At 31.2% G+C, this 18,161-nt stretch carries 18 protein-coding genes; 13 read left to right on the forward strand and 5 right to left on the reverse strand.

What is annotated here, in order from left to right; genetic code table 11:
* The first annotated feature begins 7 nt into the window (after nt 1-7).
* The 11 genes from CHB63_RS12290 (at nt 8) to CHB63_RS12340 (ending at nt 10,389) form a co-directional block, all read left to right on the forward strand.
* Entirely contained in the window at nt 8-271 is a 264-nt protein-coding gene (locus CHB63_RS12290; protein WP_089378774.1) for a cytochrome c, read from the forward strand.
* A gap of 577 nt (nt 272-848) precedes the next feature.
* On the forward strand, nt 849-1,268 hold the full coding sequence (locus tag CHB63_RS12295) for an HYC_CC_PP family protein (RefSeq protein ID WP_141107309.1): 420 nt from the start codon (nt 849-851) through the stop codon (nt 1,266-1,268).
* Nucleotides 1,269-1,408: 140 nt separating this feature from the next.
* On the forward strand, nt 1,409-1,924 hold the full coding sequence (locus tag CHB63_RS12300) for a hypothetical protein (protein ID WP_089378776.1): 516 nt from the start codon (nt 1,409-1,411) through the stop codon (nt 1,922-1,924).
* A gap of 331 nt (nt 1,925-2,255) precedes the next feature.
* A complete protein-coding gene (locus CHB63_RS12305) occupies nt 2,256-3,464 on the forward strand; it encodes an MFS transporter (RefSeq protein WP_089378777.1) in 1,209 nt (402 codons plus the stop codon).
* A 138-nt stretch (nt 3,465-3,602) separates the two neighbouring features.
* Nucleotides 3,603-6,743 (forward strand): Eco57I restriction-modification methylase domain-containing protein, encoded by a 3,141-nt coding sequence (locus CHB63_RS12310; protein WP_089378778.1) that lies wholly within the window; start codon nt 3,603-3,605, stop codon nt 6,741-6,743.
* 25 nt (nt 6,744-6,768) lie between these two features.
* On the forward strand, nt 6,769-8,004 hold the full coding sequence (locus CHB63_RS12315) for an ApeA N-terminal domain 1-containing protein (protein ID WP_089378779.1): 1,236 nt from the start codon (nt 6,769-6,771) through the stop codon (nt 8,002-8,004).
* Nucleotides 8,005-8,131: 127 nt separating this feature from the next.
* A complete protein-coding gene (locus CHB63_RS12320) occupies nt 8,132-8,536 on the forward strand; it encodes a hypothetical protein (protein ID WP_089378780.1) in 405 nt (134 codons plus the stop codon).
* Complete coding sequence (locus tag CHB63_RS12325) at nt 8,502-8,975, forward strand: helix-turn-helix domain-containing protein (RefSeq protein WP_089378781.1); 474 nt, start codon at nt 8,502-8,504, stop codon at nt 8,973-8,975. The genes CHB63_RS12320 and CHB63_RS12325 overlap by 35 nt, the downstream gene beginning before the upstream one ends.
* 11 nt (nt 8,976-8,986) lie before the next feature.
* Nucleotides 8,987-9,448, forward strand: a complete 462-nt coding sequence (locus CHB63_RS12330) for a hypothetical protein (protein WP_089378782.1) — start codon at nt 8,987-8,989, stop codon at nt 9,446-9,448.
* 25 nt (nt 9,449-9,473) lie between these two features.
* Nucleotides 9,474-9,959 (forward strand): phospholipase D-like domain-containing protein, encoded by a 486-nt coding sequence (locus tag CHB63_RS12335; RefSeq protein WP_089378783.1) that lies wholly within the window; start codon nt 9,474-9,476, stop codon nt 9,957-9,959.
* A complete protein-coding gene (locus CHB63_RS12340; protein ID WP_141107310.1) occupies nt 9,937-10,389 on the forward strand; it encodes a hypothetical protein in 453 nt (150 codons plus the stop codon). The genes CHB63_RS12335 and CHB63_RS12340 overlap by 23 nt, the downstream gene beginning before the upstream one ends.
* Before the next feature lie 77 nt (nt 10,390-10,466).
* Here CHB63_RS12340 and CHB63_RS12345 read toward each other — a convergent pair whose 3' ends face one another.
* The 5 genes from CHB63_RS12345 to CHB63_RS12365 form a co-directional block, all read right to left on the reverse strand.
* Entirely contained in the window at nt 10,467-13,556 is a 3,090-nt protein-coding gene (locus tag CHB63_RS12345) for an efflux RND transporter permease subunit (RefSeq protein ID WP_089378785.1), read from the reverse strand.
* 12 nt (nt 13,557-13,568) lie between these two features.
* On the reverse strand, nt 13,569-15,074 hold the full coding sequence (locus CHB63_RS12350) for an efflux RND transporter periplasmic adaptor subunit (protein WP_089378786.1): 1,506 nt from the start codon (nt 15,072-15,074) through the stop codon (nt 13,569-13,571).
* Nucleotides 15,075-15,085: 11 nt separating this feature from the next.
* Nucleotides 15,086-15,379 (reverse strand): hypothetical protein, encoded by a 294-nt coding sequence (locus tag CHB63_RS12355; protein WP_245856951.1) that lies wholly within the window; start codon nt 15,377-15,379, stop codon nt 15,086-15,088.
* Between the two features lie 20 nt (nt 15,380-15,399).
* Nucleotides 15,400-16,584, reverse strand: coding sequence for a TolC family protein (locus CHB63_RS12360; protein WP_089378787.1), 1,185 nt, complete (start codon nt 16,582-16,584; stop codon nt 15,400-15,402).
* A gap of 73 nt (nt 16,585-16,657) precedes the next feature.
* Nucleotides 16,658-17,092: a hypothetical protein gene (locus CHB63_RS12365; protein ID WP_089378788.1), complete on the reverse strand. Its 435-nt coding sequence runs from the start codon at nt 17,090-17,092 to the stop codon at nt 16,658-16,660.
* 216 nt (nt 17,093-17,308) lie between these two features.
* Here CHB63_RS12365 and CHB63_RS12370 point away from each other — a divergent pair, with 216 nt between their 5' ends.
* Entirely contained in the window at nt 17,309-17,545 is a 237-nt protein-coding gene (locus CHB63_RS12370; RefSeq protein ID WP_089378789.1) for a hypothetical protein, read from the forward strand.
* A gap of 186 nt (nt 17,546-17,731) precedes the next feature.
* Nucleotides 17,732-18,043, forward strand: coding sequence for a DUF6660 family protein (locus CHB63_RS12375; RefSeq protein WP_089378790.1), 312 nt, complete (start codon nt 17,732-17,734; stop codon nt 18,041-18,043).
* Nucleotides 18,044-18,161: the final 118 nt, after the last annotated feature.

The following is an 18,161-nucleotide window of genomic DNA, read 5'->3' on the forward strand; positions in this document are numbered from 1 at the left end:
GAAAATTATGAAAACATTTAAAATAGTATCGATTATAGGATTTATTAGTTTTGCAACTATCTCTTGCTCGCCTGAAAGAGCTACCATAGTTCAAGGTAAATCTGGTGTTCAATTATGGAGTGAAACTTGTATGAGGTGCCATAATACACCATCTCCAGCAGATTTTAATGATGCGGATTGGTCAACAATTGAAATGCATATGAGAGTGAGAGCAAATTTAACAGCTGATGAATCAAAAAAAATATTTGATTTTTTAAGATCAGCTAATTAATAAACCTTCTGTTAGTGAACAAATTGAAGTTTATTGTTATAATGATGATTTTAATATAACAGTTATAGTAAATATTTATGAGAATGGTTATTATATGATGACTTGCTTGTCTGGTCAAGAATTAGAAAATATGTATGGGCCTAGTTTAAGTCAGGAGAATATGATTGGCTATATGCAAAATAACAACTTGTAATGGATACAACATTTAGATTTAGAGCATATTAAAAGTGATATACATTATGGCTTTTTTAAAATGTTGGACAATAGTTTTAATTACACATTTTTAATTGATGATATGGAATATCATTTTGAAGGTATAAGAGAATATATAACTGAAGAAATTGGTTTCTAATAATTTTAAAAACCTTCAGAAGTATTATAAAAACTCTGAAGGTATTTATGTTTATATAAAAAAATGCAAACATTTAAATACTAGAACTTTAATAAGTATGATTTTTTATTTTAATACAAAATAACTTCGTGAAAAAATTTAAAAAGACAACTAGTTATGTAACTTAAGTAACATATAGGGTTGCCGCATTTGCGTATTTTTGATAGTATAAATCAGCACTTAAAATTGAAAAATATACCGCTCAAAATATCGGCAATTTTAATGACAACCTTAGTGTTGTTTTCATCTTCTTTTGTGTTAATTGATCAGCATTATTGTCAGGGTAAACTTAAGAGTTTTTCAGTTTTCGGTAATGCAAAAGAATGTGAGATGGATATGCCAATTTGTAAATTGGAAAACCATAATACATCTTTATCTAAATCGAGTTGTTGTGCAAACGTTTTGGAATTAAAGCAAGGTTCAATATTTAAAAAGAATCTTGATTCAAATTTTAGCATTCAAACTTCCTTTTTCAATTCAAATAATTATTTTAATTTATTTGAAAAATTAGTAGGTCTTACAAACAATAGGGGTGAATATCATAATTACTCACCTCCATTAATTTTTAAAGATGTATTAATTTTTATACAATGCTTTAGAATTTGATTTAAAGTAGTAGTGTTGGTACGCAACACTAATATATAATTCAAACCATTTTAAGTAACTCAAAATAGGCGTTTTTATAAATGCTATAGTTACTTTTAAATAAGCAATAAATACAGTATAAATAATTAAAAAATAATAAAATGAAAATAAATAAAAATAAAGGAATAGCAAGTATTTTAGTAATAGCAATAGGATTGTTGTTTACAGCTTGTGATAAAAATGATGATGTAATTTATAATGATGTTGAAGGCATTTATGAAGGTACATTAACCACCAGTATAGCTGGTAAATCAAGTAGTTCAAAAGTCAATAATACTGCTATAGCAGAAGTAACTATGGTAGGGGATCAAATTGAAGTTCATTGTTTTAACGATGATTTTGACACCACAATTATGTTAAATCTTTTTGAAGATGGAGATATGATAAATACATGTTTAACTGGATCTGATTTTGAAAACATGTATGGTCATATGATGGGACAAGGGAATATGAATGGAAATATGTCAAATATGGGTTCACAATGGATGCAACATTTAAATAATGAACATCAAGATGGTGATGAACATTTTGGAGGTTTTAATATGCAAAACCACTCTTTTGAATATACGTTCAAAATGGAAAATGGAGAATTTCATTTCCAAGGCACAAAAAACTAGTCTTATATAAGAGATAAGTTTTACAGTAAAAGGCTGTTTAAAATATATTGAAATCCATCATTCTGAATTTATTTCAGAATTTCATACTAAGAAGTTAGTTTGGATTAATTTTGACTCTATTCAATAAATAGTAACTGAATATCATCAAAATATGAGTAAAGAGGATTTTAATTTTTTAAACAGCCTTTAAATTTAGTTTTTCAACTTATTAAACTTCGGTTAACAAACTTGTATTGCTGTTTTACAAATTGTACTAATTGGGTTAATTCAATAAAATACTTTTATAAGAGTATTTTTAAACCAGTAAATTTAATTGTAAATAGTTATAAATATGAACAATAATACCAAACTTGGCCTTAAAGAAAACTGGTCTCAATTCGCGATATTAGTTGTTGTAAACGCATTTGTAGGTGGAATGGTTGGTTTAGAGAGAACCATATTTCCAAAATTTGCTGAAATTGAATTTGGTGTTGCTTCAAAAACAGCAATTCTTTCATTTATTGTAGCATTTGGCATAACAAAAGCAATTACAAACTACTTTACAGGTAAACTTGCAAATAAAATTGGCAGAAAAAATTTATTAATAATTGGTTGGATAATTGCACTTCCAATTCCCTTTATATTAATCAATGCAACAACTTGGAATTGGGTAATATTTGCCAATATTTTATTAGGTATAAATCAAGGTTTAACTTGGAGCAGTACAGTAGTAATGAAAATAGATCTTGTAGGTGAAAAAGATCGTGGTTTCGCAATGGGAATAAATGAATTTGCGGGTTATTTTGCCGTAGGTGTAGTAGCATATCTAACAGGGTATATTGCTCAAAAATATGGAGTAACTCCCTACCCATTTTATTTGGGAATTGGCATTTCTATAATTGGTTTAATACTATCTGTAGTATTTGTAAATGATACAAGAAAATTCGTTAACATTGAACAAGCCACTACACAAACTAATAAATTAAACAACGTATTTATTGAAACTACCTTTAAAAACAAGACATTAAGTGCCATTACGCAAGCTGGGCTAGTTAATAATTTAAATGATGGAATGATATGGGGGCTACTACCAATTTTATTAATTACCTTAAACTACAATCCCAATAGTATTGGGATAATTGCTGCAATTTATCCAACTGTTTGGGGAATTGGTCAGCTTTTTACAGGTAAAATGGCTGATAGTTATTCTAAAAAAGGAATGCTTTTTTGGGGAATGCTCTTACAAGGTTTGGCAATTATAGCCATACCATTTTTTACCGAATTTTATCAATTATCAAGTATTGCAGCTATTTTAGGATTGGGAACAGCACTTGTTTATCCTACCTTTTTATCTGCAATCGCAGATGTCACTAATCCAAATCAAAGAGCTGAAAGTATTGGTGTTTTTAGGTTATGGCGCGATTTAGGTTATGCCATAGGAGCAATTATATCTGGTATAATTGCCGATATATTTGGGGTTCAATATTCGGTATTAACAATAGGTATAATTACTATTTTATCATCAATAGTAATAAAAATTCGAATGCCTTTTAAAAAATAATTAAAGTAATAACAGTATTAACAAATAAGAACAATTAAGTACAAATTAATGTTTGTTAAATAATAATTTAACCTTATTTTTATACAAAATAATTGCGTCTGTAGTTTAACTACATTTTTTTAATTCAATCTGTATTTAATGGCATTATTTCAAACATCAGTATTAAAAACATATCTGGCGCAACAAGATAATTCAGTAGTAGAGCGTGCCTATAAGAAATACACCAAGTATTTTCACAATGCTACAATTCAGGAGAACATTAAAAACTCTAAAGAAGAACAGTACCAGGCTAAGTTTCTTGACGAGCTGTTTGTCATTGTCTTGGATTATACACTAAATCCAAAGCCTAATTTTAATATCACTACCGAGTTTAAAAACCAAAAAGGCGCAGGTAAAGCAGATGGAGCCATTTTAAAGGAAACAAAAGCTATTGGAGTTATTGAGCTAAAAGGAACCAATACCAAAGATTTAGAAAGCATCCGTAAACAGGCATTCGACTATAAAGCCAATCAAAAAGGCTGTGTGTATGTCATTACATCCAATTTTGAGAAGTTGCGATTTTACATCAATGATGCTACCGAGTTTTTAGAGTTCAATCTCTTTCAATTAGCACCCGAAGAATTTGCCTTAATGTACTTGTGCTTGCAAAAGGATAACATTCTTAACAATCTACCGCTAACCATAAAAGAAGCTTCTTTAGTAGAGGAAGACAAGATTACCAAACAGTTTTACAACGACTATTCCGTATTTAAACGCGAACTCTTTAGAGACCTCGTAAAACGAAATGCCAAACGTCTAAAACAAAATGTCATTGCGAGCGAAGCGCAGCAATCTCATAATGAAGACGATAGTAATGAACTAAAAGCACTCGAAAAAAACGTAAAACTACCCCTATTCAAAAAATCACAGAAACTCATAGACCGTTTCCTGTTCATTTTCTTTGCAGAAGATAGAGACCTGTTACCACCAAATTCAACCATCCAAATTCTGGATAAGTGGAAAGCCGACATCGATTTTGGAGACGAACGTCCATTATATAACCTCTTTAAACAATACTTTCATTTCTTGGATGAAGGTAGAAAAGGCACAACCTCAAGAGCAGAAATCTATGCCTACAATGGCGGATTGTTTAAACCAGATGCCATTCTCGATAGTTTGGAGATTGATGACGACTTGCTTTATAAACACACCTACAAACTCGCTAAATACGATTTTAGCAGTCAAGTAGATGTCAATATTTTAGGTCACATCTTTGAAAACTCACTTAACGAAATAGAAAGCGTTAATGCCGAAATTGAAGGTGGCGAGTTCGATAAGCAAAAGAGCAAGCGCAAAAAAGATGGCGTGTTCTACACACCAAAATACATTACCAAATACATTGTAGAAAATACCGTTGGTAAACTCTGCCAAGAGAAAAAAGACCAATTAGGTTTTAAGGAAGAAGCCTATTTCGAGATAAAAAAGGGAACACACCAAAACACCAAAAAGCAACTATTAGAAGTTTTAGATAACTACAGAGCGTGGTTACTTCAAATTACTATCTGCGACCCTGCTTGTGGTTCTGGAGCATTTTTAAACCAAGCATTAGATTTTCTCATTAAAGAACACCGTTACATCGATGAGCTAAAAGCAAAAGTATTGGGTGGTGGCCTTATATTAAGCGATATAGAAAACACTATTTTAGAAAACAATATTTATGGGGTTGACCTTAACGAAGAATCCGTAGAAATAGCCAAGCTATCGCTTTGGTTACGTACTGCACAACCACGACGAAAACTCAACGATTTAAGCAACAATATTAAATGTGGTAACTCATTAATTGATAGCAAAACCGTAGCAGGCGATAAAGCCTTTAATTGGCAACAAGAATTTCCACAGATATTCAATCCGTCATTGCGAGGAGGCACGACGAAGCAATCTGCTGATGTAAAACAAGGCTTTGATGTAATTATTGGAAATCCACCTTATGGTGCTAAATTGTCTGAATCCGTTAGAGAATATATAACTAACAATTTTATTAGTTTTCAATCAAATTTTGATATTTATACTTCATTCATAGAATTAGCAAGTAGAATTACAAAAGAATCTTCTTATAGTAGCTACATAATTCCTGTTTCGTGGCAAACAGGTGATAAATATAATAGTACAAGAAAGTTTATTGCCTCGAATTTGAAATTAGAAATAGGTATTAAACTTCCTTATGATGTCTTTAAAGATGCCTATGTTGATACAGGTATTTATGTATTCAATAATGAAAAATCAGAAGAATATTACTCAAGAGTATTAGAGTTTGGAGCCCGTGAAAAATTCGATACCAGTTTAATTGAAGAAAGAAATTTATTATTGCTTCCATCCAAGTTTTGGATGCAATTGGATTCTTTAAAAGTTGTTTTAAATCCTTTTTTCTACACTCTTCAACCAAAAATAGTTAAAGACACAATTACTCTCGATGATATTAGTGATTCCATAAGAGGGATTTTACCAAATTCAAATGATGTTAGTGATGATTATATTGAAGGGTATAAAAAATACTTTACTGGATATTTGGGAAGGTATCAGAAGTCTGAAGAATTTTCTTGGGTACATTACAGCGATAATTTAAGAGAGAAGCCAAAAGATTATTCTTTTTTCCAAGATGAAAGAATAATTATACGCAGATTAATAAATAGACAATTTAGAATTATGGCTTCACTTGTAAGTGATGAGTTTGTCAATAAAAAAGATATTTATAATCTTAAAATAACAAATGATAATTACGAAATACATTACTTATTGGCTTTAATCAATAGTAAGTTATTTTCATTTATGAAAACTAAAGGCTCAACGACTGCTTCAAAGGATGATTTTTCTCAATTAACCTTATCTGACATTAGAACAATACCAGTAAAAAAAATAACTGTTGAGGAACAAGAAAAATTCAAAAAGTTAGTCGTTTCATTACTTGATTTAAACAAAGAATTGAATGATTATACTAATAAGTTTATAAAGTACTTTTCAGTAAGTACACAAATTGAAAAACTAACCCGAAAACTCGAAAACTGGCACGAGTTAGACTTTGCAGACTTTATAAAAGAACTCAACAAAGCCATTAAAAAAGCAGGTGGCACACCGCTTACCAAAAAAGACGAGTTTGAGTGGTTAGAACTCTTTGAGGACAACAAGAAAAAAGCCCAAGAGTTACAAACTCAAATTAACCAAACCGAAAAAACAATTGATCAAATGGTGTACAAGTTGTATAACTTAGCTCCAGATGAAATAGAGATTATTGAAAACTCATAAATCAAAATGTATTCATTATAAATAAATGTTTAAAGAAAATAAATATTACGGTGAGGTTTTCTTACAATCTGATGAAGCTAATAAATGCTTTTGTTTATTAGAATTAATAGATGATAAGGTTTACATTACAACCAATTTAACAATTAAAAATACAGCATCACTTATTCCAATTATTTATGGTGAATTTACAAGTTTAGGTCATTTAACTTTTGTGAATTGTTTAATTAGAAATAGTTCAACAGGTATGATTGAAACGTTAACCTATCAACCAAAATACACCTTTGTTAGTGGTCATCATCCAATAGACCCTATTGGATTAAAAATAAAACATTTTCAAATTGATAATTCTGCCATTGTCAATTGGATTAGAGGAATGCATCTGTATAACTCTATTGAGCAAAAACTGGAAAAGCAAGAAGACATAAAACTTTCTACAAACATTAATGAAAATTTAAATATTACAGTTACAAAGTCTACTACCCATACATCCAATCAAGAATTTTTTAGAATGGATAATGTTGGTTATGTAACTTTTAAATCTACAATTGAAGTATCCATTCTTGAAGCTATTGAACTCTACAATACATTTCAAAAACTATTTTATTTTATTTACGGAAAATCCGCTCAGTTTAAATCATTTAGTTTTCAATGTTTAGGTTGTGGTTATTGGGCATCATTATACTATAAAAATGACTATACAAAAAATAATATTTCCAGTTACATTAACATTGATTACTGGAAAATAAAAGATGAGTTTTCAAACATTATTAAACATTGGTTTACAAATAAGGATGTTGCTTATTGTTCTGATATAATAATTGAAAACCTACTTTCTATTAAAACAAGTCATAGTAGAAGATTTACTAATTCATACGCTGCTTTTGAAGCATTCAGCTCAATTTTCGGTAATAAACATAAAAATCCATCAGCTGAAAAATACTTTTTTGAACATAAGGATTTGTTAATTGAAATAACCAATATTCCCGAAAAAGATATTAAAGGGTATATCAAAAAAATAGTTAGAAACAGAGATTATTTAGTACATAGAAATAATACAAAAAATAATATTTTTTCCCAGTTTGAATTACTGTACATTTCTTTACTGTTAGATTATATAGTAGGAATAGGATTAATGAAACAAATGGAGGTTTCAAATAAAATAATTCAATTAATTATTAGCAAAGCAAAATCTACATTTCAAGATATGCAGGCAGTAAATAAAATTTTAAATCAGGATTTATTATACGAAAAGAAAGAATAAACTAACATGTATATTATAAAAACTATGAAAAAGAAACAGTTAACCAACTACAAATCAATTATTATTAACAATTTACTGTTAATAAATTGCTAAAAACTTTGAAATAATTAACCAATAGCTTAATTTTGTGCGTAGAAAAGCAATAATAATTAGAAAAAGTAGCGATGGGAAACGATGTGTTTGTGTTGATGCTGAAAATTTTGAAACCATTTTAGCGTATGCAAAATTGCATCAAAAGAAATTCAACCATGTGGTTGGCATCATCCTAAACCAGTTAAGAGTACCTGATTTATATGATAAAGAAAATATCAATAAAAAGGCTAAAAGTGTAACCGCAATGAAATTTTTTAAAGGCCGTTCTAATGATAGAATTTATTGTAAAGAATTTACCCAAGATGATAAAACATTTACAGTTGTAGCCGTTGAGCTATTTGAGAAAAAGAAAACACAAAAAAACTCTCCAAAAACCACACACATAATAAACAAAATTTCAAACTATGAATACGAGATCATTGAAAGAAATGCACAATGAATTTGACAGTATATTTAACTTTGAAAATAAAGAAGACAAATGGGAAGTAGAAGCCAAAATATTAGTCTCTAAATTTTTATCAATTGTTCAAAAAGAATTAGATAAAAACAATGGTAATAGAAAAGAACTAGCCGAGGCAATTGGAACTTCAGCAAGTTATATTACCCAGTTATTTAGAGGGAATAAAATGCCAAACTTTTTAACCTTGGCAAAAATGAAAGATGTTCTAAATATTGAGTTTAATATTGGCTTAGAAGGTGAAATTAATTCTCAAATTTCTGAAGATGACATCTCTCAGTATTTGAATAAATTTTACCAGTCGCACAACGGCGATTATATAAAAATTATAAAAAACAAACCGTTTAACACCCTGCCAAGTCGTATAAAAAACACAGCTAAACCTTATAATTTTAGTACAGTAGATTACCAATCCGCTTAATTTTTTTTGTAATGAAAATAACCAAATCGCCATTAGTACAAACCGATTTTTTTGTATTAAATTGTAACTATAATTTTATTGAACCAAACGAAGAAACAACCAACATCACTGAAACTTTTGGGAATTATAAAATTGATTTCGACTTTGCACATAAATTACAAGACAATGGTCAAATATACATATTTGTAAAAGTTGAAATTAACAACATTAAAAACGCCTTACCAGGATATAAAATGTTTATTGAAGGGGTTTCAATATTTGAAATTAATGAAGCTAAAATAGTTGCTCAAAAACAAAAAGACGATTTAATTCATATCTCAGGCTTAAGCATAGCTATAAACAATATTCGTAGTTATATTGATAATTTAACAATGTACAATCCATTAGGAAAATACTCATTGCCAGTAATTGATTTAGCTGCGCTTTATAAAGAAAAAAATAAAAAAATTAAGAAAAATAAATCTACTAATTAAGTATTTTTTATAGTAAATAATAACAATGGCCATTTTTTTAAACACCCCAAAATTAAACCATTGGATACCTAAATTAATTCAAGAAAGTGAAAAAGAATTAATTCTAGTTGTACCCTATATTCAAACATCAGATAATATTTATGAATCACTTCAAACTGCGGATAAAAACAATGTTGAAATAACATTAATTTATCGTGAAAATAAATTATCTGAAAAAGAAAAGATGAAGTTAATTTCACTCAACAATCTCAACTTATTACACCATCCTAATATTCATTGCAAATGCTATTTTAATGGGCAATTATTAATTGTAGGCTCAATGAATTTATACGATTATTCAGAAATTAACAATCGAGAAATGGGCGTACTTATTCACCATACAAGTTTAAATCAAAAAGGAGAAGAAGATGATTGGTCTTGTGGTGATGACAAAGCATTATTTGATGATGCTATTACAGAAATTAGAGAAATTGTCAATGGCTCAAAAATTGAAAATCTGCGAAAGATCTAAAAGCACCTCGTTTGATATTCATATAATAAAAACAAATGAAGAATTAGAAATTGAACGATGTGTAATGATGAACAAATACTTTTTGAACAAAAAGTTCAAACCTTTTGAGGCATCAGAAGGTTATTGGTTATCAAGATGCGAAAGCTATTTCGATAAAATTGATGTGATATTAGATTACCACCGATGCGAGATTCAAATTAATTATAGTAAAGAAGAACTTAAAGTACTATTCGAAAAATGGAAAAGCACCTATGAAGAATTTGAGTTTATAGGATTTAAATATTACTGGAATAATATAGGCCAGCCCATATATTTATACCGAGACACTAAATTTGACTGGGAAAGTTTAAATGATGAGCAAGAATTTAGAAAAATTGAACAAGGTTTTGCTAAAATCATTAATAAATATAGAAAAATAACAGGTAAATAATTCCAAATTTATTAAAATCAGTAATATAAAAAAAGACTGTGCTTATTTTACACAGCCTTTTCTTTAATTAAAACAGATTACTCAATATTGGGTTTACGAATTATTAATTGATATACACAAGGAATTACAACCAAGTTTAATATAGTTGCTGATAACAAACCTCCTAAAATAACTACCGCCATTGGGCTTTGAATTTCGCTGCCTGGTTCTCCCCCTTTTAAAGCCAAAGGAATTAATGCTAAACCTGTTGTAAATGCGGTCATTATAATAGGATTTAACCTATCTAAAGCTCCTGTCTTTATTAACTGAAATCCTTGCATACCTTCTTTTCTTAAATCTTCATAACGTGACACCAATAAAATACCATTACGAGTTGCAATACCAAATAGACTAATAAATCCAATAGTTGCTGCAATACTGATGATTCCTGATGTGAAGTACACAATTAATATTCCACCAATCAATGCCAGTGGTAAATTAATTAATACGACAAATGCTAATTTTACATCTTTAAATTCAAAATATAGTAATAGAAAAATAATAACTATTGCAATGATTGCTGTTACTAAAAGCAACAATGATGCTTTGGATTCACTTTCAAACTGTCCGCCATATTCTACTCGATACCCTTCTGGCATAGTTACATTGTTTGCAACAACTTCTTTAATTTCATTTACTGCACTGTGTATATCCCTGCCTTGTACATTGGCAGCTACTACAATTTTACGTTGTACATCTTCACGATTAATGGTGTTTGGACTACTTACAGATTGAATGGTTGCTAATTCACCTAATATGGTTTGCCCACCATTAGGAAGACTTATTAAAGTATTACTGATGTTTTCAATAGTATTCCTAAAAGGTTTTTCGTAGCGAACTATTAAATCGAAATAGTGCTGACCTTCATAAATCTCGCCTGCTTCTTCTCCGGCAAAAGCAATATCTACTTGTTCCATTAAATTGCCAACAGTCATTCCATATGCTGCGAGAATCTGGCGTTTTGGTTTAATACGAATTTGTGGCACTTCAATTTGTTGATCTACCGCAACATCTGCTAATCCGTCAATATCCTTAATGTTCTGTTCTACGCTTTTACCAACTTCAAACAAGCGTTGTAAATCTGAACCAAAAATCTTGATGGCAATATTAGCACGTGTACCTGATAACATATGGTCAATGCGATGTGCAATAGGTTGTCCCAATGTTATATTTACACCTGGTGCGATGCTTAATTTGCTTCGAACTTCTTCAAAGAATTCTTCTTTGGTTTTATCTTTCAGAATAAAAGGCACATCAATTTCTGAAGCATTTACGCCTTGCGCGTGCTCATCTAATTCTGCTCTTCCTTGTCTTCGAGTAACAACTTCTACTTCTGGTAAATCCAATAAAAGAGTTTCTATCAATTTCCCAGTTTTATTACTTTCTTCTAAAGACATTGCTGGTGGGCCAACAACACTAATTACTAAAGAGCCTTCATTAAATTCGGGTAAAAAACTTCTTCCTAATTGGGTTAATACTACTATACTAATGATAAATGCAATTACTGTAGTTCCAATAATTGTTTTTGGAATATTAGTGGCTCGTTGCAACAGATTACCATATTTTTTCTGTAACCAGCGTTCAACACGCGTACCTTCTGAACGTTTGAGGAGTAGTTTTTCATTTTTTAACAAATAAGAACATAAAATTGGTGTTACGGTTACCGCAACTATTAATGATGTTAAAACCGAAGTCACAAACGCAATACCTAACGGTTGTAATAAGCGCCCTTCCATTCCACTTAAAAAGAATAATGGAATAAATGATACAATAATAATTAGGGTAGCAATTATAATTGAACTTCGTATTTCTACTGATGCATCACGCACCACTGTAATTGTTGATTGTCGTTCTGCTTTCGGCTTTTTAATATTTTCTCGTAAGCGTTTATATACATTCTCCACATCAATAATGGCATCATCTACCAAAGCACCAATAGCAATTGCCATACCACCCAAACTCATTGTGTTAATAGTATAACCTAACCATTTTAAAATGATAATGGATACCAATAATGAAATTGGAATTGCCAATAATGATATTAAAGTTGTTCTCCAATTCATTAAAAAGATGAAAAGGATAATCATTACAAAGAATGCACCTTCCAGTAAGGTCCAATTTAAATTACTAATGGATGCTTCTATAAAATCAGACTGTCTAAAAATGTGATTTTTGATAGTTACACCTTTTGGCAACGTTGTTTGTAAATCGGCAATGGCTTCATCCAAAAGGTCTGTCAGTTCCAACGTATTTACATCAGGTTGTTTTGAAATGGTTAAAATAACTGCTGGTTTCGCATTTAATGAACCATCACCAATTTTATCGGCAGCTCCAATTTTCACAGTCGCCACGTCCTTAATTTTTATGGTTTGACCATTGACTTGTTTTAAGACTGCTTCCCGTAAATCTTCTAACGCATAAGCTCTACCGCTACCTTTAATGATGTATTGATTCCCATATTGGTTAATTACACCACCAGGTGCATTTTTGTTTGCTTCCTGTACGTTTTCTAACAATTCGGAAAGACTTACATTATAATGCTTCATCTTTTCAGGATTGGCAAATACTTGGTATTGTTTGTAATCGCCACCAATGACCACCACATTTGCAATACCACCAATCGCCTTAATACGTGGTCTAATTGTCCAATCTGATAAGGTTCGTAATTCCATTGGCGACAAACTATCTGAAGTAACACCCAAGAGCATTATTTCACCCATAATAGATGAAATAGGTGCCATTGTTGGTGCGCCAATACCTTCGGGTAAATTCTCACGTACCATCGGAATTCGCTCACTAACAATTTGGCGTGCGCGATAAATATCGGTTCCCCATTCAAATTCTACCCAAACAATGGAAATACCTGCTGCTGATGATGAACGAATTCGCCTTACATTTGGCGAACCGTTTAAGGCAGTTTCTAATTGATAGGTTACTAATTTTTCTACTTCTTCAGATTCCATTCCGTGGGCTTCGGTAAGGATGGTTACCGTTGGTGCTGTTAGGTCTGGGAATACATCCACGTTCATTGTACGTGCATAATAAATACCCAACACACTCAATGCAACTGCTCCCAATAAAATGAGCAATCTGTTTTGAAGTGAAATTGATAATATTTTGTTTAACATTTCTCTTCGTTTTTAATGTTCGTGACCGTGTGCAGGTGTAGAACCAGACATTGAAGCCATTTTAACTTGATATGCGCCTATGGTTACTACCACTTCGCCAACTTTTAGGCCTTGTAGAATTTCTACATTCTTGCCATTACGTTTTCCTATTTTAACAGGTCGTCTTTCAAAACTTTCTCCTGAAAGCTGAACCATAACCGAATAACTTCCATAATCCTCCAACAATGCATTCACTGGAATCATTGTGTTTTGAATTGCGTTACCCATAGCAATTTGTACTTGGGTTAAGCTACCATTTGGAACTTTAATAGGATCATTTACTTGAGCATAGACCGAAATAAGTGGATTATTATGTTCAATATCTTTAGATATGGATAGTATTTCTCCTTCTGAATCTCTAATGCTTTTCCATTGACCTTCTTCAGTTTGATACCAAACACCTTTAATGTTTTGCATCGTTAAACCATAAGTAGGTGCTATTTGCGATTTTAGAACTTTTGATTGTTCGGTCGCTACACTTATTAAAACGGTTCCTTGTTCTGCGTAATCGCCATTAGCAATATTTACACTTCTTATAAACCCATTAAAAGGGGCTCTAATTTGTTTGCTACCATCAGACACACCTAAAGCAAGAGATTGGTATTGCGATTTTGCAATGTTGTAGTTACTCTCTACTTTTTCAAATTCAGACTTTGGAATAATTTTACTCTCGTAAAGTTCCTTTTTTCTGTCGTATTCTGATGTGGCTTGGTCGTAGTTCGCTTTGGCTTTAGCTATTTCTGCGCTTAAATTATTGCTTGTTAATCCTTTGCTGCTTACATTCATAAGTAATTGACCTTGCTTAACTTCCGTTCCTTCCGTTAGGTTAGTTGTGGCAAAATTTACTGTACCATTGGCAGTTGCGACCAATGTTTTTACTGAACCCTGTGCAGGTGTCCAAACACCTGAAGTATTAATCACATCATAAATTTCACCTTTAATGACTGGTGCGGTTTGAAAATCTATTTTCCAAGCCTGTTCTTTTAAAAAGGAAATGGAACCATCATCTCCTGCATCGTCAATTGCTTTGTTGGCTTCATCTAAATTGGCATACACCATTACATCTTTAATCACAATTTTATCGGTGTATTGTGGTGTAGAAAGGTCGAATACCAATTGATGTATTCCCGCTTCCTTTGGCTGAATGATGGGAGAGAATATTCCTGGGGATGACGGACTTTCTCCTGTGGCACGAATGCCTTTGTCTCCTTTTATTAAACTTACTGTAACCGACCCTTCACGCACAGGTTGGTGTCCGTCCATTACCGTAAAATGCGCTGCAAATTTGCTGGGTTGCCCAACAATGAGTACAGGAAACTCTACAAACAACTCGGTTTGGTCTGTCCAAATGGTATAATCCATTCGAGGTATTTCTTCGCCTACGTGACTTCCGTCTGGATTGTGGGCGTGATTATCTTCATTATTTTGCTTACAAGCTATTGCCGTTAAGGCAAGTACAATTATTAAATACTTCTTCATTTGTTTTAATTTTAGTGGTCGTGGTGTTTTTCTCCGTTTTCGTGAGTATGCGTTTTTTCTTCAGTTTTTAAAGAATCTTTACCTACTGTAAATTCTTCTTGTTTCACTTCTTCGTGTTCGTGTGTGTGGTCTGAATCGTCATCGTGAGAGTGTCCGTGTTCTTCTTCTGTTTTCTCTTTTTTTGTGTCTCTGCATCCTGAAAAACTTATTGCTGATATTACCAATAATGCCATTAGATATTTTGATACTGTTTTACTCACAATAAGTTTATTTGTTTTAAGGTGTTCGTGAATCATTGATTTCATTGTTTTAGATTTTTAAATTGTTAAAGTTGATGTATTAATAATTGTGCTTGTAAAAGCTGTAATTCTTTTTCCATTTGCAGCATTTTGTCTGTTGCATTCCGATAAAACTGCACTTCCATATAATATTCTAAAAAGGAGTATTCGCCTAAATTATAAGCTTTGAAAAGCAAATCTTCGCTGTTCAGATTCTCAATGGTATTTTGATATTCGGTGTATTTGTTTAACAACAATTGATACTGATTATACTCCTGTTGCAATTTTGCATACAATAGTTGCTTAACCACTTGCGAACTGGATTGTTGGTACTCATAATTTGCTTGTGCTGCCTTCACTTTGTTTTTGCTGCTCCATAACGGAATGGACAAACCACCATAAACACCAGAATAATTGTCGCCATTTACACCTTGGTAATTATAGCCTAAAGCAAGGTTGGGTAAAATTTTATTCTTTTCGAGTGTTACATTTTGTAGTGCTGACGCTTCATTAGCCTGCAACTCCAAAAGTTTGGAGTCTTTTTTCAATTTCTCTGTCCATAGTGTTTCAATGGTTTGTAATTCAAAAGGAATATCCAATTGCAAGTTATCCAATTCAAGCGATTGCTCACCATTTAAAGTTTGCAAAACCGTAATTTGATTTTGGATTTCAGCTTCTAATTGTTCTACTACAAATTGTTCTTGAATCCAAGCTAATTTGGCTTTGTTGAGGTCTAAAATGCCTACCTGTTCTTTGTTGAACAGTTCTTGCATTTGCTCGTGTACTTGTTTACTTTGTTTTTTTCTATGGACTTCAATAGTTTTTTGCTTTTGAAGTATATAGAAGTTAATTAAGCCTTGTTTTGCTTTTAAAAGAATTTCCTGTCGTTTTTTGGTAAATGCTGTTTGAAACTGATCTTCTTTTAATGCATTCCACTTGTTTCGAGCAGCATACACCGTTGGAAATTCGAAGGATTGTGAAATTTCAAATTCGGTGTAATCTTTACCTTGGTGTTCGCTAAAAGGTAAATAATAACCCGAAAGCTGTGGGTCTGGCAAATTATTACCACTTTTATTTTGCAAGTTTTGCCCATCGATAAAAGATTGATAGGCTTTTAACTCGGTATTGTTTTGTTTTATTTGGTTAAGTAATTCCTCTAAATTTTTAGTTTGAGAGAAACCACTAACAAAGGACAGGCATCCGCAAATTGCGAATACTATTAGTTTATTCATTGTTTGTAATTTTTAGGTTTAATCTAAATTTATAAAAAGGACTACTAACTCAGAAGTAAGTATCCCTAAACGATTAACCTAAACTTGGTGGGCCTCGTGAATCGAGGGAAGAGCGATATGAGTTTAAATATTTATTGGGTGGTTGATAGTCCTTTATTTTTTCGACTTTATCATAATCTATAAAACTAATAGAATAATAATCAGAAAAATAAGTACTTATATCCTTTTTAACATCGAGTTGTTTTATGCTCCTTTCGTTTATTATCAGTATTTCATTAGCTACTACTGAATGCACATGTATTTCCAAAAACAAATCTAAAAACCAATTGTTATGACTTTCTTTTTCTGGAACATCGTGATGGTGATTGTGTGCATCGCTATGCGCAACTATCTTAGATGTACGTTCAATGTCGTGTTCATGATGCCAATGAGCCAATCCTTGATGCAATAAAAGCATAGAGAAGATCCCTAAAAAGAAAAATGCTTTTATGTGATTGTTTTTTTGCATAGGGACAAATATACTATTTTTATAAATAGTATATATTGGTATTTTTTGTGACCTGTATCTTTAATTTTATTCACCTAACAAAAAAGCCAACTATTTTACTAAAACCTTTAGTAAAAATATGCCTTCTATATCATTAAAAATATAAAATACGGTCAAATTTTCATAATTGTAAAAATTGAAATCAACAACATTAAAAACGCCTTACCAGGATATAAAATGTTTATTGAAGGGGTTTCAATATTTGAAATTAATGAAGCTAAAATAATTGCTCAAAAACAAAAAGAAGATTTAATTCATATCTCAGGCTTAAGCATAGCTATAAACAATATTCGTAGTTATATTAATAATTTAACAATGTACAATCCATTAGGGAAATATTCACTTCAAGTAATCGATTTAGCTGCTCTTTATAAAGAAAAAAATAAAAAATTAAGAAAAATAACAGGTAAATAACACCCTCATTCCCGGAAGTATTTCTAATAAAATATGTCACCCTGAGCTTGTCGAAGGGTTCTCGAAGGGTCTCATAATTCCTACAGCCAACAAATCGGTTTACATAAAGTACAACTAAACACCCATATACCTAAATTTCGTTTTTTTGCACAACCATTGCATAAAATAATTTATATCTTTGTCTAAGTGAAATTTATAGCAGCTATATTATCAATTTACATCTTTGCACTTAATTTAGTGCCTTGCGAAGATTATGAATCACCAAATTATCAAGTGAAAACAGAAATTTCGCAAGATATGGATGATAACCATCAACATCAAGAAGGTGATTTTTGTTCGCCATTTTGCAGTTGTCAATGTTGCCAAATTAGTTTTACAAATTTTAATATAATGGATTATGATGTTTTAAGTACATTTACTGCTGCAGAAGAAATTCATTTTTTATATAGATTGGAAAAAGACTACTATCCTACTATCCTACAACCACCCCAAGTTTAATTCAGTTTTTAAAGGATAACTATATCCTCAAAAGAACCATAAAAGGTTTTTATCATTTTGATTTTTAGCTTTAATAATGGCTAATATCAAATAGTTTAACTGAATTAATACATTTTTT

This window comes from Lutibacter flavus, from assembly GCF_900188355.1.
Classification (GTDB): domain Bacteria; phylum Bacteroidota; class Bacteroidia; order Flavobacteriales; family Flavobacteriaceae; genus Lutibacter; species Lutibacter flavus.